Below are 16,364 nucleotides of genomic sequence, written 5' to 3'. Positions count from 1 at the left end.
TCCACGCTCATGGGCAAGCTCTCTGACAACTACGATCCGGGCCCGCAGGTCGCTCAGTGCGGCGCCATCAACCTCGGCACGAAGGACCTGGAGAAGTCGCTGCACTTCTTCGGCGATCTCCTGGGCATGGAGATCGTGCAGCGCGACGGCGACACCGCGTATCTGAGAGGCTTCCAGGAACTCACGCATCACTCACTCGTGCTGACTCAGCAAGAGGAGAGCATCGTGAACTCCTACAGCTTCCGTGTGAAGCGTCCTCAGGACGTCGAGCTGTTCGCCAACGAGTTCGACAAGCAGGAGATCGAGGTCGTCGAGGTTGCCGCAGGCGCCGAGAAGGGACGCGGCACCGCGGTGCGCTTCCTCGTGCCGGGCAGCGGGCACCCGTTCGAGCTCTACTACGACATCGACAAACCTCAGGCTCCCGAAGAGTTGCGGTCCAAGCTGCCGAGCAACAGCTCCAAGCGCCGTGGCCTCGGGGTCCGCCGGATCGACCACTTCAACGTGCAGACATCGCGCGAGACAATCAACCAGGCCGAGCAGTGGGTGCGCGACAACCTCGGGTTCAACCGCAGAGAGTACGCGCTTCACCGCGACGACACGACCGTCCTGGCGTCGTGGATGTCGGTCACTCCGCAGGTGCACGACCTGGCGATGGTCGCGAACTCGTACGGCAAGACCGGTCAGCTCCACCACGTCGCGTTCAATCTCGAGAACCTGTCGGACGTGCTGACGGCGGCGGACGTGCTCCGCGACTACGACGTAACGTTCGACCTCGGCCCCGGCAAGCACGGCATCGGGCAGGCCATGTACCTCTATGTCCTCGATCCGGGATCGGGGCATCGCGTGGAGATCTATGCCGGCGGCTATCTGATCTTCGATCCGGACTGGGAGCCGATCAAGTGGGAGCGCGAGCAGTTCCCCGACGGCCTTACGTGGTACGGCGACCCGTTCGTCTACAAGGGCGACGCCCGGAGCCTGGAGACCACTCCGTCGGCCGGACTCTAGCTCCTCCTGGCCCCGTCCCCGCCTGATACGGTCTGGGCCAGGCGTTTCGCACCGTGGAACGGTTCTCCCCGGAGCGACGCGAATAGGACGAAGATGGCCGTCTCTCGTCGGCGAGAGATGACCCGGTGGCGATCGACGGCGATGGTATCCGAGGAGGCGACGTGGCCACTTTGTTTGACGCACGCAAGGCACCCACACACGAGCGCATGGAGTTCTGGTTGAACACCGTGTGCTCGCAGATCCTGCCTGTGCAAATCGATCCGCGGCACGATGCGGCGCCGGCCGCGGCGATGTCGTGTCTTGCTATCGGCGACATGGCGATCCGCACGGTCGTGGGAGGCGACCACGTCTACAGCCGCTCGAGCGCTGAGCTCCGGGCCGGCGACCCGGACACGCTCCAGATTGGCCTTCCGCTCGGCGGCTCTTCGATCCTCGTGCAGGACGGCCGCGAGGCGGTCCTCTCGGCCGGCGACATGGTGCTCTACGACAGCTCGCGCCCGTTCACGCTCGCGATGCAGGAGAGGTTCCACTGGCAGGTCTTCCTCTTCCCGAAGTCCCTGTTGCGTCGACCCACCCGCGAGCTCCGGGACATCACCGCGATCCGCATGCGCGGCGACACCGGCCTCGCCGGGGTCGTGCAGAGGTTCTTGCGCGGTGTCGCGAGGGACGGTGCGCGACTCGAGGTCGACCCCGAGGCGATCATGCTCGGCAAACATGCGGCGGACCTGGCCGGCACCCTGATCCGTTCCACGTTCGGCAAGGAGTGGGACGTGCGGGATACGGATGGGGTCTTGCGCGAGAGAGTGTCCGCCTTCATCCAGATCCATCACAGCGATCCCCGCCTCGGTCCGGGGATGATCGCGCTCGCTCACAACGTCTCACTCCGCCGCCTGCACGCCGCCTTCGAGGGCACGGAGCGCAGCGTCATGGACGAGGTGCGCCGAGCGCGACTCGACGCGATTCGCAGCGACCTGTGCGACTCCCGCTTCGACCATCAGACGATCGGGCGGATCGCCGCCTCGCACGGTCTTCCGTCACTGGCGAGCTTCTCGCGTGCGTTCCGCAACGCCTACGGCGTGACGCCGAGCGAGTTTCGCGCCACGGCGTGACGCACGCGATACGACACTGCGTGCACGCCGTTTTGCACACAGCGCTGATCCGGTCGCAGTGGACGCCGGCTCGCCGACACTGATCGCACGCCACGACGACGTGGCGCACCGGCGATTGGAACTGCTCGCATGTACAACGTGGACATCGACACCGGCGGCACCATGACCGACGGACTCGTCAGCGGGAACGGAACGATCATCTCGCTCAAAGTGGAAACCACGCCACACGACGTGACCATCTCGTTCATCGACCTGCTGACCGCTGCCCAGAAGGCCCTCGACTTCTCGGATCTTCGTTCGTTCCTCTCCGAGGTCGAAGTGATCCGCTGGTCTTCCACGATCACCTCCAACGTGCTCGCTCAGCGAGTGGGCCCGAAGATCGGCCTGCTGGTCTCGGCCGGCCACGAGGCCGACCTCTATGACCCGCGGACGGCCCACGCGGTGGTGGGGTCGATCGTGGATGCCGACGACATCGCCGGCATCCCGGCGGATGCCGACGAGACCGTCGTCCGCGGAGCCATCAAGTCTCTCCTCGACAAAGGGATCCGCCGCATCAACGTGAGCCTGGAGGGAGCCTTCCCCGACGGAGCCGCCGAGCGGCGGATCGTCGAGATGATCTCCGAGGACTACCCCGACCACTTCCTTGGGTCGATCCCGGCGCTGGCCGGGAGCGATGTGACGCTCCGGCCCGACGACGCGACCCGTACCGTGGCGTCGCTGATCAACGCCTACGTGCATCCCTCACTTGCCACGACGCTGTACCGGGCGGAAGAGATCCTCCGGGAGCAGCACGGCTGGCCCGGCAACGTGCTCATCGGCCACATCAACGGCGGCGTCGCCCGGATCGGGAAGACGAAGGCCTTCGACACGATCGAGTCCGGGCCGCTGTTTGGCACCTACGCATGCGCCGCGACATCGGAGCGGTTCGGCGACGAGAAGGTCATCGCGATCGATGTCGGCGGCACCACCGCGAAGGCCAGCGCCGTCGGAGGCGGGCGGGTTATCACGAAGGACAGCGGCGACTTCTTCGACATTCCCCTCGAACTGGAGTTCCCGCTGCTGCGATCGATCGCGCTCGGCGGCGGCAGCGTGGCGCGCGTCGTCGACGGCGCCGTGAAGCTCGGCCCCGACAGCATGGGTGCAGCGCCCGGCCCGGCGGCATACGGTCTCGGCGGACGGAACGCGACGATCACCGATGCATTCGTGGTCAGCGGCTTCATCTCGCCCACGGCTTTCCTCAACGGTGCGCGGACCCTCGACGTCGAGCGCGCCAAGGCGGCGATCGACCGGCAGATCGGCACACCACTCGGCGTCGACACCGTAAGCGCCGCGCGCGCGATCGTCGAGCAGGCGTGGGACGATGTGGCCACGCTCGCGCGAGAGACGGCCGAGGAAGCGGGCTGGGATCCGGCCGAGACCACGGTCTATGCCTACGGAGGCAACGGGCCGCTGTTCGTCACCGCCGTCGCCGAGCGACTCGGAGCGCGCGCCGCCCGGTTCTTCCGGTACGGCAACGTCTACTCCGCGTACGGCTCGGCGATCTCCGACGTGGTCCATGTCTACGAGGCGGCCATCCAGTCCGACGCCGACGTGGCCCTCCGCGCCGCGCAGCACGTCGACGAGGCGGCGCGAGACTTCCGCGGCGAGGGCCTTGACCCGGCTCACGCGCGCTATCGCTGGGAGGCGCGCATCGCGGACGGCACACTCGTCGGCGATGAGCTGACAGCCGATGCCGACCTGGTGGGCGACGCGTCGGCCATCGCGGCACGATCGCCGGGGCAGGTGTCGCTCCTGCGGCTCCGCGCCCACTCCCCGCTGCCGCGGATCACGCTCGCCGACGCGCCGACCGCGGGACGCCCCGACCCCGAGGGCGCCCGGCAGTCCGCCTACGGAGCCGACGGCGAGCTTCCCACCTACGCCGCTGCTGCGATCCCCGGAGCGACGATCTCCGGGCCCGTCCTCGTGGACGGCGACTCGACCACCTGGCTCGTGACGGCGGGCTGGGACATCTCCACCGATGCCACGGGCGATGCCGCCCTGACGAGAAAGGAGGCCTGACGTGACGAAGCTCCATGTCGCCGAGTACCTCGACATCGACGTGAACGCCGAGCGGTGGCACTGCCACGACTGCGGTCGCGACCTCGGCTCCGCACGCGACAACTACAAGCGGGGCCTGCTTGTCGGCGAGCGCGAGCCGAACGAAGTCCACCCCACCGTGATCGAGGGCGAATACACGTTCTCGCCGAACGGCGACTGGGTGCGGCTGCTCGAGTTCTACTGCCCCGGATGCGGTCGGCAGATCGAGACCGAGTACCTGCCGGCTGGCCACCCTCTCACTCATGACACGGAGATCGATATCGACTCCATCAAAGCCCGTCTCGCGTCCGGCGAGGCACGGATCAACGACGAAGGAAAGCTGGAGGTGGCGCTGTGAAGGCGATCGACATCGATGTCGGCGGGACGTTCACCGACCTCGTGCTGACATGGGACGATCGGCGTATCGTGGCGAAGTCGCCGACGACGCCCTACGACCTGTCGGTGGGGTTCCTGAACGTGCTCAACGAGGGCGCACGGCTCCTCGATGAGGGGGCGCTCCAGGAGATCCTCCCGCAGATCGAGATCGTGCGGTACTCGACGACCGTGGCGATGAACCGGCTCATCGAGCGGAAGGGACCCAAGCTCGGCCTGATCACGACCGAAGGGCACGAGGATGCCATCCTCATCGGCCGCGGCGCGCAGTGGACCGACGGCACCCGCATCGGCGAGCGCCGGAACCTGGCCGTGCAGAGCAAACCCGAACCGCTGATCAATCGCGACATGATCGTCGGCATCGGCGAGCGCGTGGACTCCACGGGTGCCGTCATCCGACCTCTCGACGAGGACGACGTGCGTGTCAAGCTGCGTCACCTGGTCGACAACGGCGCCCGCGCGATCGCCGTCTCGCTGCTCTGGTCGTTCCAGAACCCGGAGCACGAGCGTGCCGTGCGGCGGATCATCCGCGAGGAGTACAAGGGCTTCCACGTCGGCTACCTTCCGGTCGTACTGTCGCACGAGGTCGTCGGCAAGGTTGGCGAGTACGAGCGCACGATGACCGCGATTCTGGATGCCTACCTTCAGACGAGCATCAAGTTCGAGCTCGAGACCACCTGGGATCAGCTGCGTTCGAACGGCTATCGAGGCACGTTCTTGCTCACCCACAACACCGGCGGCAGCGCGGAGATCTTCAAGACCACGGCGAGCCGCACGTTCAACGGCGGCCCGGTCTCGGGCCTCATCGGCAGCTTCCACATCGGCAAGGAGCTCGGCTACCGCAATGTGATCGCGTCGGATGTCGGGGGCACGAGCTTCGACGTCGGCATGGTGGTGGACGCCTCGGTGCGCTCGTACGAGTTTCGTCCCATCATCGATCGCTGGATGGTCGGCATCTCGATGCTGCAGACCACCACGATGGGTGCGGGCGGCGGATCGATCGCGTGGGTCAACGAACTGCTCGGCAACCGCCTCGAGGTCGGGCCGCGCAGCGCGGGGTCCTATCCGGGTCCCGCCTGCTACGACCTCGGCGGCATCGAACCCACGGTGACCGACGCGGACGTCGTGCTCGGTTACATCGCTCCCGACGGATACTTCGGTGGGAAGATGCCGTTGAACCGCGACAAGGCGGTCGAGGCGATCCGCACGAGGGTGGCCGAGCCGCTCGGCGTGTCGGTGGACGAGGCCGCCGCGCTCGTGCGCCGCATCGTCGAGCAGAACATGGCATCCGCGATCAAGCGCGAAGTGCATCTGCGCGGCTACCACCCCAGCGACTTCGCGCTGTTCGCGTTCGGTGGCGGCGGACCTACGCATGTCGCCGGGTACAAGGCGGATGTCGGCACGGTCGTGATCTTCCCGCAGGCGCCGGTGTTCTCGGCGCTGGGCAGCTCCGTGATGGACATTATGCACGTGTACGAGCAGAGCGGCCGGATGCAGTTCATGAAGCCGCTCACCGGTGAGATCAACATCGACAAGGAGCAGTTCAACTCCGCCGTCCAGAAGATGATCGACCGCGCCTTGCTCGATCTCGAGGCGGAGGGCCTCGCCGAGCGGGAGGTGATCTTCTCGGTCGAACTCGACATGCTCTACGGCGGACAGGTGCAGGTCAAGCGCGTATCGTCGCCGCTGTTGCGGATCGAGACCGACGACGATGCGCAGGCGATCTACGATGCCTTCGAGAAGGAGTTCTCCGAGGCGTTCAGCCCCTACGTGGTGAACAAGCCCGGCGGGGTCTATCTCGACGGGATCGTGGTCAAGGCGACAGTCGTCACGGAGAAGCTGACCCTGCCGGTGCTTCCGGTCGGCGACGAGTCGCCCGCCGCCGCGCAGACCGCGACGCGGGAGGCGTACTGGCCGGAGCTCGGCAGCCGGACGGCCACACCGGTCTACTCGTTTGATGCGCTCACGGCCGGCAACGTCGTCGTCGGTCCTGCGATCGTGGAAATGGACTTCTCCACGATCGTGGTGCCGCCGGTGCAGCGGCTGCGCATCGACGAGCACGGCCTGGGCATTCTCGAATCCGACACCGCGGGCGTCGACGCCGACTCTCGCGACATCCTGGAAGAGGTCAGCGCATGACGTACCCCACGCTCGAAGAGAAGATGAGCGCCCTCAAGGTGGTGCCCGCGACGGAGTATGAGCGCCAGTGCGTCGCGAAACTCCCCGCCGGTGACTACGAGATCGCTGTGCAGCGCACCGCCGACGTTCTCGACGAGGGGTACGAGGTCTTCATGCGCTCGTCCCGCTCGTCGATGGGTGTGGCTGGAGACTCGATCGTCGCGATGTTCACGGCCGCAGGCGACCTCGTGAACGCCTCCGCGGGCACCTACCTGCACGCCGTGATCCCGCCGATCGTGATCAAGTACATCCTCGATCGCCACGGCGAGAACCCCGGTGTCAATGACGGCGACATCTGGTACACGAACGATGCGCTGTACGGCGGCATCCACAATCCCGACCAGGTCGCCATCATGCCGGTGTTCTTCGACGGAGAGCTGGTGGCCTGGACGGCCGCCCTCTCGCACACCACCGAGACCGGTGCGATCGAGCCCGGGGGAATGCCGCTCTCGGCCACGAGCCGGTTCGAGGAGGGGATGAACCTTCCGCCGATGCGGGTAGGCCAGGGCTTCCGGATCAGCGAGGACGTGCTCGAGATGTTCGCCGCGTTCGGCATCAGGGCCGAGGCGAACGTCACGGTCGACATGCGGGCGCGCGCAACGACGGCTGATCGCGTGCGGGTGCGGCTGTTGGAGATGTTCGAGCGGGAGGGCAAGGACTTCATGTCCGGGCTCTTCCGCCGGATGCTCGACGACGCAGAGGCCGGTGCGCGGGCGCGCATCGCGAGCTGGGCGGACGGCACCTACCGTTGCGTCACGTTCAGCGACGCCGCGGGCTTGAGCTCGGGGCTGATGCGCAACTGCTCGATGGAGATGGTCAAGAAGGGCGAGCAGCTCACGATCGACTTCACCGGCACCAGCCCGGAGAACCCGTCCAGCTACAACGCCCACCCGCAGGCCGTCGTCGGGCACCTCGCGAACTACATCTACGAGTACGTCTTCCACGACCTGCCGATCAGCTCCGCGACCTTCGCGCCGATCGACTTCATCTTCCCCGAGAACTCGATGCTGTCACCCGATGTGCGAGCCGCCACATCGAACGCCGTGATGGCGGCGACGGGGGCGATGAGCGCGATCGCGAACTGCATCAGCCGCGCCCGGTTCGGATCCACAGACTGGCGCCAGGTCACTGCGAGCCAGGGCAACGGCGGCAACGCCTCCGTGCTTGCCGGGGTCTCGCAGTGGGGTGCGTTCTTCGCCGACATGATCGCCTATCCGATCAACACCGAAGGCCAGGGCGCGCACGCGACCTCCGACGGAATGGACGCATACGGCTTCCCGTGGTGCGCGTTCGGACGAGCCCCCGACGTGGAGTCCATGGAGAACGAGTTCCCCATGATCATCCCGATGTCCTCGCACTGGAAGGACTCCGGCGGCGCGGGCAAGCATCGAGGCGGGGTCGGGACGGCACAGCTGTGGGTGGCACACCATGCCCCGTTCGTGTTCGCCATGGCGATCGCCGACAACTCGATCATCCAGACGCCCCAGCCGCTGTTCGGTGGGTACAGCCAGCCCACCGTGCCGGGCGTCGTGCTCGACGGGGTCAACGTCGTCGAAGCGCTCGCCACGGCCGCGTCGGGTTCGCTGACGCTCGAGGCGCTCCTGGCGGGAGAATTCGGCGGCACGGTGCGATCGGGCACGTACGGCAGCGCGATCCACCCTGTAAACGGCGGCGACACGATCATCATCGGGCTGTCCACGGGCGGCACTGGCTACGGCGACCCCATCGACCGCGACGTCGATGAGATCGATCGCGACCTCGTCAAGCGGCTCGTCTCGCCCGAGGCCGCAGAGAACGTCTACGGCGCCGCACTAGACCGGCACGGTCGTGTGGACCGAGACGGCACGGTCGCCCGCCGCGCCGAGATCGTCCGCGAGCGACTGACGCGCGGCGTTCCCTACGACGAGTTCGAGACCGCATGGCTGTCCCGCAAGCCCAAGGACGAGATCATGCAGCTGTTCGGTTCCTGGCCCGACGGGGCGGTAGTGACGCCGGTGATGCGTCCATGACCCACCCATCCCTGGCGGCCCTGGCGGTACCGGGCGGCTCCGGCGTCGCCGCACCGCTCGCCCTTCGCGCCGCAGCGCGAATCCAGGAGCGCGACTGGGAGGAGTTCCTGCGCAGCCCCACGCAGCTGGCGAATGGATGCCGAGATCTCGTGGACGCGATCGCCCCGGACGTCATCATCGTGACGTCGCCCATGGTGCTCGCGGAGGAGGCGGCGGACGGCCCAGTCACCGCGGCGCCGCACTATGCGGCGGCGCTGGAAGCGGTCGGCCGACTCACAGAGTCCCTCACGCACCGCGCGGCGGTGGGCGTCTGTATCCCCGGCCCATCGGTGCTCGTCGCGACGGGAGAGCGCACTCCGGAGCAAGCGGTCACGGAGGTCACCGAGGCGGGCCGGGTAGCCCTGCACGCCGGCGCGCACGTCGTGCTGATCGACGAACCCGAACCCATCGACGGCGCGAGTCTCGCGACCCTCGACAACATCGCCCGGTTCCACCAGGCGTACGTCGTCGTGATAGGCGAGGCGTGGGGCGGTGTGCTCGGCAGCTCGATCGTCCCGCTGGGCGATCGCACCCCCGGCAGCGGGCTCACCGTGACGCCGGGTGAGCTCGGCCGCGGTATCGACATCAGCGAACTGGCCGACTGGGTCTACGACGTCACGTCATGATCGGCTGACCCGCGTCCGCCCGTCTCACCGACAGCATCCAGCTCGACTCCGAGAGGAAAATCATGAAGGCGATGGTCTACGACGGCGACGGCGCCGTCACGGTGGAGACGGTGGACGATCCCGTCCTGGCAGCGCCCACGGACGCGATCGTTCGCATCGATCTGACGACGATCTGCGGGTCGGACCTGCACATCCTCGGCGGCCACGTCCCCACGGTCACAGCGGGTCGGGTGCTCGGGCACGAGGGCGTCGGCACCGTGATCGAGGCCGGTTCGGCGGTCGTGGGCGTGTCGCCGGGAGATCGGGTGCTCATCTCGGGGATCACCGGGTGCGGCAGCTGCCGGTACTGCCGGATCCGCATGTACAGCCAGTGTGAACGTGGCGGCTGGATCATGGGAAATACGATCCACGGCACACAGGCGGAGCTCCTGCGCGTCCCGTTCGCCGACAGGAGCCTGTATCGGGTGCCCGAGCGACTGCGGGACGAGCAGGTGCTGTTCCTGGACGACCCTGTGGTCACCGCCTACGAACTGGGATTGCAGCGCGCGGGCGTGAAGCCCGGCGAGTCGATCGCCATCGTCGGAGCGGGGGCGATCGGACTGAGCGCCGTCCTGCTGGCACCGCTGTTCGGCGTCGGGAAGGTGATCGTCGTCGACACCGACGACAACAGACTCGAAGCGGCACGCCGCTTCGGTGCCGACCTGACGCTCAACCCGCGGGATGCCGACGTCCTGGACGAGATCCGTGCCTACACGGGCGGCAGGGGCGTGGACGTGTCGTTGGAATGCGTCGGTGCCCCCGCGACGTTCGAGACCTGTATCGAGTCGCTCGCGCCCGGCGGACGACTGGCCAACATAGGCATCCACGGCGTCCCCGTCGAACTCGCCCTCGAGCGACACTGGATCCGGAATCTCACGATCACCACCGGCCTGGTCGACATCCGTGAGCTCCCCACCCTCCTGGCCCTGGCCGCGGACGGTCGGCTGGATGTCACTCCGCTCGCGACGCACGCGTTCTCCCTCGCGGACGGCAAGCGTGCCTACGACACCTTCGCGCACGCGGCTGAACACGGCGCGGTGAAGGTCACTCTCGCTCCGCACCCCGCCGAGGTCGCGGCGTGAGCGGCCTTGGCGGAGCCTCCGCGATCGTCACCGGCGGCACCTCGGGCCTCGGGGCCGCGGTCGCCGCTGCCGTGGTCGACGCGGGTGGGACGGCCGTCATCGTGGGCCGCAACGCCGACGCCGGTCGCGCCTTTGAGAGCGCTCACCCGGGCGCGGGCCGATTCGTTCGCGCGGACGTCACAGACAGCGACTCACTGGGGGCTGCAGTCCAGCAGGCCGCGGAGGCGGCCCCGCGGGGCCTGCGTGTCGCCGTCGCGGCGGCGGGGTCCGCGATCGTGCAGAAGACAGTCGGCCGGGATGGTCCGCACCCGATCGAGTCCTTCCAGCGGATGCTGGATGTCAATCTCGTCGGGGCGTTCCAGCTTCTTCGTCTGGCCGCGTCCGCGATGGCCGGCAACGACCCCGACGAGGAGGGGCAGCGCGGCGTGATCGTGCTCACATCGAGCGTCGCCGCATTCGAGGGGCAAATGGGTCAGGTGGCGTACGCGGCCGCGAAAGGCGGGATCGTCAGCATGGTGCTCCCTGCTGCGCGGGACCTCGCACGTTCCGGGATACGCGTCATGGCGGTGGTCCCGGGAGTCTTCGACACCCCGTTCATGGACCTCTTGTCGGAAGAGGCGCGCGCGGGCGTTGCGGCTTCGGTGCCGTTCCCTTCGAGGCTGGGGCGGCCAGACGAGTATGCCTCCCTGGTGCTCGAGATCGTCCGCAACCCGATGCTCAACGGCGAAGTGATCCGCCTCGACGGGGCTCTCCGGCTCGCGGCGCGCTGACGCGTCATCGCTCGAGCGGCATCGACCGACACACCGACACGAACGAGAGGAACAGAACACATGGCCTATCAGAACCAGACCGCGGTGGTGACAGGAGCAGCTGGTCAGATCGGCGCGGCGATCGTCGCCGAACTCGTGGAGTCCGGTGTGCGAGTGCTCGCCGTCGACCTCGATGCGCAGGCGCTCGACGTGCTCTACGCCGGCAATGACGCCGTGCTCACGCAGCAGGCGGATGTCGGCGATGAGGACTCCGTGAAGGCCGTCTCCGCACGGGTCGCCGAGGAGTTCGGGACGTTGGCGATGCTGGCGAACAACGCTGGCATCGAGGGTGTGGTCGCACCGATCGCCGACACGGACGCGGCGAACTTCGACCGAGTGATGCGCGTGAACGTGCGCGGGCCGTTCCTCGGGCTGAAACACCTCATGCCCCTGATCGAGGACGGCGGAGCCGTGGTGAACACATCGAGCGCGCTGGGGCTGGTGGGCGCCCCGGGTTTGGCCGCCTACGTGACGAGCAAGCATGCCGTCATCGGCCTCACCAAGGTGGCCGCTCTCGAAGGCGCCGCCCGCGGCGTCCGGGTGAACGCGGTCTGTCCCGGCCCGATCGAAGGACGGATGATCACGGCTTTGGAGTCCGCCATCTTCGGAGACAGCGGGGTCACTTTCGCGAGCGTCGTTCCGCTCGGCCGACACGGCACGCCCGCGGAGATCGCCCACTTCATCGCGTTCCTCCTCAGCGACGCAGCGCGTTACATCACGGGCACCGCGCACTCGATCGACGGAGCGATGGTAGCGACCTGACCGGAGATCGGATGGAGTGAGCATGTCAGACGTCGTCATCGAGGAGCGAAGAGGACACATCCTGCTGGTCACGCTCAACCGGCCCGAAGCGCACAACGCCGTCAACGGCGCGGTGTCGCGGGCGCTGGGTGAGGCGTTGGAAGCGGCGGAGCGGGATACCGAGATCCGCGCAGTGGTCGTCACGGGAGCCGGCGAGAAGGCCTTCTGCGCTGGGGCTGACCTGAAAGAGGCCATCACTTCGCTCGATGGGCTACTGGACTCGACCACTCATCCGTGGGGGTTCGCAGGCTACACGAACCATCTCATCTCGAAGCCCACGATCGCTGCTGTGAACGGACTCGCGCTGGGGGGTGGAACCGAGATCGTGCTCGCGAGCGACCTCGCGATCGCGGCGGAGCACGCGACCTTCGGGCTCCCCGAGGTCGCTCATGGCATCTATGCCGGGGGCGGTGGAGCGATTCGCCTTCCTCGGCAGATCCCGCCGAAGGTCGCGATGGAGCTCCTTCTGACGGGACGTCCCTTCTCCGCGGCGGAGGCCCTCCAATGGGGTCTCGTCAACAAGCTGGTCGCGGCACACGATCTGCTGCCCGAGGCGTTGTCGTTGGCCGAGAAGGTCGCTTCGAACGCACCGCTGGCTGTTCAGGCCACCAAGCGCATCGCGCGCGGCATCGAAGACGCACATGCACGCGATGAGGAAGGTGCTTGGCGCCTATCGAACGCCGAAGGTCGGCTTGTCCTTGCTTCCATCGACGCGCGCGAAGGGCTTCACGCGTTCTCGGAGAAGCGGGTGCCGCTATGGAGACGAGGCTAGAAGCTGCGGCTAGGCCGCGTTCGCAGAACGCAGGATGGCAGCTGCCCTCGACGCCCCATAGCTCACGCGTCGAAGGATGCCCTCGAAGTCGCCGGGTGCGAAGGATGCGGCGTCTCCCGAAACCGACAGCGCGGCGATCGGGCCGCCACCTGGGATGATCACGGGCGCGGCCACGCAGGCAAGCGTGTGGAGAGACTCTCCCCGGTCGATCGCCACCCCTGACTGCCTGACCTTCCACAGCTCCTCGCGCAGCGCCGACTCCTCGACGATCGTGTTGGCGGTCCATGCGTGACGCGGGCCGCGCAGAGTCTCCTCGAGCGCCCGCGGGTTGTGGGCGAGCAGCATCTTTCCGACTGCGGTGCAGTAGGCGGGCATGCGCGCGCCGATCCTGCTCGGCGTGCGCAGTCGCTGATGCCCCTCCAGCTTGTTGAGGTACACGACATGCGATCCGCTCAGCATCGCAAGCTGGACTGTCATGTGGGTCGCCTCGTAGAGGTCGGCGAGGAAGGGCGTGAGAAGATCCCGAACGCGGTCCTGTCCTGGCGTGCTCGCCTGGGCTCCAAGCTCGTGGATCACGCGTCCGAGACGGTAGGCCGTGCCTGCCCGCTCGAGGACGCCGTTGCGCTCGAGCATTCCGAGCAGTCGGAATGTCGTCGACTTGCTCAGCCCCGCCCGCCGCGCAAGCTCGCTCACGCCTAGTCCGAGCTGGGCGTCGTTTCCGAAGGCCGTCAGTACGCTGATCGCCTTGTCCACAGCAGTCCGCTCTTCCCGCGCCTCGTCGGTCGTCGTCTTCGTCATGGTTCGACTCCATCCTCACTGATGCAGCGTCGTGGTCTCTTCCTCCATTGTCAGGCCCTTCAGCACATGTCACAACGGACGACTGGTCCATTAAAATGGACGTTACCACCCACGATTGGAGTCGACCGATGGCCATCGCCGACGTCGTAGCGCGAAACGTTCGGCGGTTCCGTGAGGAGCGCAACCTTTCTATCGCCGCCCTCGGACGGGACGCCGGACTGGCAAAGCAGACCATTGCCGCGATCGAGTCAGGCAAGGGCAATCCCACCGTGGAGACTCTTGACAGTCTCGCCGCGACACTCGGTGTCAGCATCCGAGCGTTGCTCACCGAGATGGGCTCCGAGACCCTCCTGCAGCGGGGTGACGCGATTCAGTGGCAACCTCAGGGCGCCCTCCGAATCAGGCACCTCGATCAGGTCTTCGGCTCCGGATACGTCACCAACACCGTGCTCCAACTCGAGGCCAACCGCGGAGCATCTCGGCATTCATCAGGCAGCCGAGGCGCACTGCGGCACTGCTACGTGCTGGAGGGTCGGGTCCGACTCGGGCCAGTCCTTTCACCGACCAGCGCGAAGGCGGGCGACTTCATCAGGTTCCCTGCGGACAGTGAGCACCTCTTCGAGGCGGTGACTCCTGTGGCATCGGTGTTCGTCTGCACGACCGCACCCCAGCTATCGATGTCCGGTCGCGAGCGCCAGTTCTAGCGGTCGAAGTCGACGACGAGCTTGCCGAGCACGTCTCCATCCAGAAGCCGCTGGAAGCCCGTCGAGATCTCGTCGAACGCGATCGTCTCGAGGTGCGGACGAACACCCGTCGTGTCGAGGAGGCGCAGCAGGGCTTCGAACTCGGGTCGGGTGCATCCGGTCGATCCGATGATGCGCAACTGCTGATAGAAGACACGTTGAAGGTCGGCGGGGGGCATCGCGCCGCTCGTCGCCCCTGCGATGACGATCGCTCCGCCCGGTCGCAAAGCACGCAGAGAGTGCGCCCAGGTCGCCTCGCCGACCGTCTCGATCACGACATCGACGCGCTCAGGCAGCCTTGCCCCAGGCTCGAACGCCTCGACCGCACCGCATCGGAGCGCGAACTCGCGCTTCTGCTCGCTGCGTGCCGTTGCATACACCCGAGCTCCCGCAGCCCGCGCGAGAGCGATCGCGGCGCTTGCCACTCCGCCGCTCGCTCCCTGAACGAGCACTCGGTCGCCGGCCTTGACAGCGGCGCGGGTGAAGAGCATCCGGTAGGCAGTACCCCATGCGACTCCGAGGCACGCCGCTTCCGTGAAGAAGAGCGAGGCGGGCTTGGCCACGATCATCGACTCCGGAAGCAGGATATAGTCCGCGAGCGTGCCGTCAATGGTCTCCGAGAGCAATGAGCGCTGCGGATCGAGCGTGGAGTCCCCACCTCCTCGCGCCGCGTCGCCCATCACCGGATAGACGACGACCTCTCGCCCATCGTCGGTGACCCCAGCTGCGTCGCAGCCGAGAATGATAGGGATCCTCTCCGGAGGGTGCCCGATTCCACGGAGAGTCCACGTGTCGTGCGGATTGAGCGAGGCCGCCCTCACTCTCACTCGTGTCCAACCCGGTCTCGCCTGCGGGTCAGGACGAGTAGTCAGTTCCAGCCCGGCGAGCGGATCGTTCGGGTCCTGCGAGACGGCGACGGCAGCGCGCACTGCTTCCTCCTCTAGTCCGTTACGATCCTGCCCGGCCGAGGTGGGCGGACTGCACCCGGTGTTCCGGAGCGCGGCACGCAGACTCGATCCGCCCGGCGCGATAGCTGACGATGGTGCCATGACCACCGATCTCGATGTCGTCCCCGCGGAGCTGATCGCTCTCGCGGATGCGCTCCGCGATGCCGAGGCGACACGGTCCGCCGTGCCGCCGCCGTCGAGCCTGCAGGCGGGGCTGAGTCTGGACGAGGCGTACCGAGTCCAACGGCTGAACATCCACCGTCGTGCACAGAGGGGTGAAGTGCTCGTGGGTCACAAGGTCGGGCTCACATCGCTCGCAATGCAGCGACAGCTGGGCGTCGACCAGCCCGACTTCGGCGTGATCACCGACCGGATGGTGATTCCCAACGGCGGCTCCATCGACGTCGAAGACCTGATCGCCCCGCGCCTTGAGGCGGAGTTCGCCTTTCGCTTCGCCAGCGATCTCCCTGCGACTCCGACGCTCGACGAGCTCACGGCGGGCCTAGGCGGCGTCGCCGTCGCGATCGAGATCATCGACTCGCGAGTGGCCGATTGGAGGATCACGCTCGTGGACACAGTCGCAGACAACGCGTCGAGCGCGAGGATCGTCTATGGCGACTTCGAGCCGGCGAGCGAGGCGACGATCGCAGCGCTGCCGTCCACGGTGATCACGCTCGTGCAGGACGGACAGGACGTCGCGAGCGGTCCCGGCTCGGCGGTGCTCGGCGACCCCCTGACTTCGCTGCACTGGCTCGCGTCCGCCATCGGCGAGTACGGCGACCGATTCCGTGCGGGGGACGTGGTGCTCGCTGGCGCAGTGGCCGCGGCTGTCCCTCTGACCCCGGGCTCGACATGGGAGGCCACCGCCGAAGGGTTCCGCCCAGTTTCGCTGAGTTCGACAGCGCACGTCTCGACGTCCCAAGGCAAGTGAGCAGACC

At 67.3% G+C, this 16,364-nt stretch carries 15 protein-coding genes; 13 read left to right on the top strand and 2 right to left on the bottom strand.

Annotation, left to right across the window (positions count from 1 at the left end; genetic code table 11):
- Positions 1 to 9 precede the first annotated feature (9 nt).
- The 11 genes from MHO01S_RS03000 to MHO01S_RS02950 all read left to right on the top strand — a co-directional run bounded on the left by MHO01S_RS03000 (position 10) and on the right by MHO01S_RS02950 (position 12,938).
- Positions 10 to 1,005: a VOC family protein gene (locus MHO01S_RS03000; protein WP_056206914.1), complete on the top strand. Its 996-nt coding sequence runs from the start codon at positions 10 to 12 to the stop codon at positions 1,003 to 1,005.
- Between the two features lie 125 nt (positions 1,006 to 1,130).
- A complete protein-coding gene (locus MHO01S_RS02995; RefSeq protein WP_157553719.1) occupies positions 1,131 to 2,114 on the top strand; it encodes an AraC-like ligand-binding domain-containing protein in 984 nt (327 codons plus the stop codon).
- Between the two features lie 138 nt (positions 2,115 to 2,252).
- On the top strand, positions 2,253 to 4,172 hold the full coding sequence (locus MHO01S_RS02990) for a hydantoinase/oxoprolinase family protein (protein ID WP_162237867.1): 1,920 nt from the start codon (positions 2,253 to 2,255) through the stop codon (positions 4,170 to 4,172).
- A 1-nt stretch (position 4,173) separates the two neighbouring features.
- On the top strand, positions 4,174 to 4,548 hold the full coding sequence (locus tag MHO01S_RS02985) for an acetone carboxylase subunit gamma (RefSeq protein WP_056206908.1): 375 nt from the start codon (positions 4,174 to 4,176) through the stop codon (positions 4,546 to 4,548).
- Positions 4,545 to 6,722, top strand: a complete 2,178-nt coding sequence (locus MHO01S_RS02980) for a hydantoinase/oxoprolinase family protein (protein WP_056206906.1) — start codon at positions 4,545 to 4,547, stop codon at positions 6,720 to 6,722. The genes MHO01S_RS02985 and MHO01S_RS02980 overlap by 4 nt, the downstream gene beginning before the upstream one ends.
- Positions 6,719 to 8,770, top strand: a complete 2,052-nt coding sequence (locus MHO01S_RS02975) for a hydantoinase B/oxoprolinase family protein (RefSeq protein ID WP_056519847.1) — start codon at positions 6,719 to 6,721, stop codon at positions 8,768 to 8,770. Before MHO01S_RS02980 ends, MHO01S_RS02975 begins: the two co-directional genes overlap by 4 nt.
- Complete coding sequence (locus MHO01S_RS02970) at positions 8,767 to 9,435, top strand: hypothetical protein (RefSeq protein ID WP_156454812.1); 669 nt, start codon at positions 8,767 to 8,769, stop codon at positions 9,433 to 9,435. The genes MHO01S_RS02975 and MHO01S_RS02970 overlap by 4 nt, the downstream gene beginning before the upstream one ends.
- A 62-nt stretch (positions 9,436 to 9,497) precedes the next feature.
- Positions 9,498 to 10,556, top strand: coding sequence for a zinc-binding dehydrogenase (locus tag MHO01S_RS02965; protein WP_056206903.1), 1,059 nt, complete (start codon positions 9,498 to 9,500; stop codon positions 10,554 to 10,556).
- Positions 10,553 to 11,326: an SDR family NAD(P)-dependent oxidoreductase gene (locus tag MHO01S_RS02960; RefSeq protein ID WP_056206902.1), complete on the top strand. Its 774-nt coding sequence runs from the start codon at positions 10,553 to 10,555 to the stop codon at positions 11,324 to 11,326. The genes MHO01S_RS02965 and MHO01S_RS02960 overlap by 4 nt, the downstream gene beginning before the upstream one ends.
- Positions 11,327 to 11,386: 60 nt before the next feature.
- Positions 11,387 to 12,127: an SDR family NAD(P)-dependent oxidoreductase gene (locus tag MHO01S_RS02955; RefSeq protein WP_056206900.1), complete on the top strand. Its 741-nt coding sequence runs from the start codon at positions 11,387 to 11,389 to the stop codon at positions 12,125 to 12,127.
- 22 nt (positions 12,128 to 12,149) lie between these two features.
- Entirely contained in the window at positions 12,150 to 12,938 is a 789-nt protein-coding gene (locus MHO01S_RS02950; protein WP_056206898.1) for an enoyl-CoA hydratase/isomerase family protein, read from the top strand.
- A gap of 9 nt (positions 12,939 to 12,947) precedes the next feature.
- On the opposite strand, the gene MHO01S_RS02945 is transcribed toward MHO01S_RS02950, so the two are convergent.
- On the bottom strand, positions 12,948 to 13,736 hold the full coding sequence (locus MHO01S_RS02945; protein WP_056206896.1) for an IclR family transcriptional regulator: 789 nt from the start codon (positions 13,734 to 13,736) through the stop codon (positions 12,948 to 12,950).
- A gap of 128 nt (positions 13,737 to 13,864) precedes the next feature.
- On the opposite strand from MHO01S_RS02945, the gene MHO01S_RS02940 reads away from it, so the two are divergent.
- On the top strand, positions 13,865 to 14,440 hold the full coding sequence (locus tag MHO01S_RS02940) for a helix-turn-helix domain-containing protein (RefSeq protein WP_056206894.1): 576 nt from the start codon (positions 13,865 to 13,867) through the stop codon (positions 14,438 to 14,440).
- On the opposite strand, the gene MHO01S_RS02935 is transcribed toward MHO01S_RS02940, so the two are convergent.
- The gene (locus tag MHO01S_RS02935; RefSeq protein ID WP_056206892.1) at positions 14,437 to 15,408 is read right to left on the bottom strand and encodes a zinc-binding dehydrogenase; all 972 of its coding nucleotides are present in this window, start codon (positions 15,406 to 15,408) and stop codon (positions 14,437 to 14,439) included. The two genes, MHO01S_RS02940 and MHO01S_RS02935, sit on opposite strands and share 4 nt — an antisense overlap.
- Before the next feature lie 118 nt (positions 15,409 to 15,526).
- Between MHO01S_RS02935 and MHO01S_RS02930 the strand changes: the two genes are divergently transcribed.
- Positions 15,527 to 16,357, top strand: coding sequence for a 2-keto-4-pentenoate hydratase (locus MHO01S_RS02930; RefSeq protein WP_056206889.1), 831 nt, complete (start codon positions 15,527 to 15,529; stop codon positions 16,355 to 16,357).
- The last annotated feature ends 7 nt before the right edge of the window (positions 16,358 to 16,364 follow it).

Source organism: Microbacterium hominis NBRC 15708 (assembly GCF_001592125.1).
Lineage (GTDB): Bacteria > Actinomycetota > Actinomycetes > Actinomycetales > Microbacteriaceae > Microbacterium > Microbacterium hominis.
Note: the sequence above shows the minus strand (reverse complement) of the source record. Positions and strands in the feature narration are given on the sequence as shown.

Coding starts and splice junctions, on each gene's coding strand:
- MHO01S_RS02975 (WP_056519847.1), top strand. CDS start 6,719: ATGACGTACCCCACGCTCGAAGAGAAGATGAGCGCCCTCAAGGTGGTG.
- MHO01S_RS02940 (WP_056206894.1), top strand. CDS start 13,865: ATGGCCATCGCCGACGTCGTAGCGCGAAACGTTCGGCGGTTCCGTGAG.
- MHO01S_RS02950 (WP_056206898.1), top strand. CDS start 12,150: ATGTCAGACGTCGTCATCGAGGAGCGAAGAGGACACATCCTGCTGGTC.
- MHO01S_RS02945 (WP_056206896.1), bottom strand. CDS start 13,736: ATGACGAAGACGACGACCGACGAGGCGCGGGAAGAGCGGACTGCTGTG.
- MHO01S_RS02965 (WP_056206903.1), top strand. CDS start 9,498: ATGAAGGCGATGGTCTACGACGGCGACGGCGCCGTCACGGTGGAGACG.
- MHO01S_RS02955 (WP_056206900.1), top strand. CDS start 11,387: ATGGCCTATCAGAACCAGACCGCGGTGGTGACAGGAGCAGCTGGTCAG.
- MHO01S_RS02970 (WP_156454812.1), top strand. CDS start 8,767: ATGACCCACCCATCCCTGGCGGCCCTGGCGGTACCGGGCGGCTCCGGC.
- MHO01S_RS03000 (WP_056206914.1), top strand. CDS start 10: ATGGGCAAGCTCTCTGACAACTACGATCCGGGCCCGCAGGTCGCTCAG.
- MHO01S_RS02930 (WP_056206889.1), top strand. CDS start 15,527: ATGACCACCGATCTCGATGTCGTCCCCGCGGAGCTGATCGCTCTCGCG.